Source organism: Gilvimarinus sp. 1_MG-2023, from assembly GCF_030548285.1.
Window position 1 is genome coordinate 1 of sequence record NZ_JAUOSC010000692.1, and the last position, 303, is coordinate 303.

Here is a 303-nt window from a genome sequence, read left to right on the forward strand (position 1 = left end):
TGTTGAATTTACCCGCGTTCCTGCTATGTTCGGTCGTGCCTGGGTTGCACACGCGCAGTTGTTCTATGTAGCCGATGTGCTGGGTATTCTCGACCAGGTACACACGCCGATTTTCCGAGCCATCAATCTGGAAAAACAACGCCTGCTGGATAAAGACGACCAACGCGATTTTCTGGTCAAAAACGGCGGCATTACCGCAGCCCAGTTTGACAAGGCGTACGACAACTTTGCCGTCAAATCCCGCATGAGCCAGGGTGACAAACGTATCCGCTCATTCAACATCAGCGGTGTACCGGCATTGAT

Annotated in this window: 1 protein-coding gene; it reads left to right on the plus strand. The window is 52.1% G+C overall.

What is annotated here, in order from left to right; genetic code table 11:
* Positions 1 to 303 (plus strand): DsbA family protein (locus Q4563_RS18645; protein WP_303605572.1); only part of this gene is annotated, 303 nt, incomplete at both ends.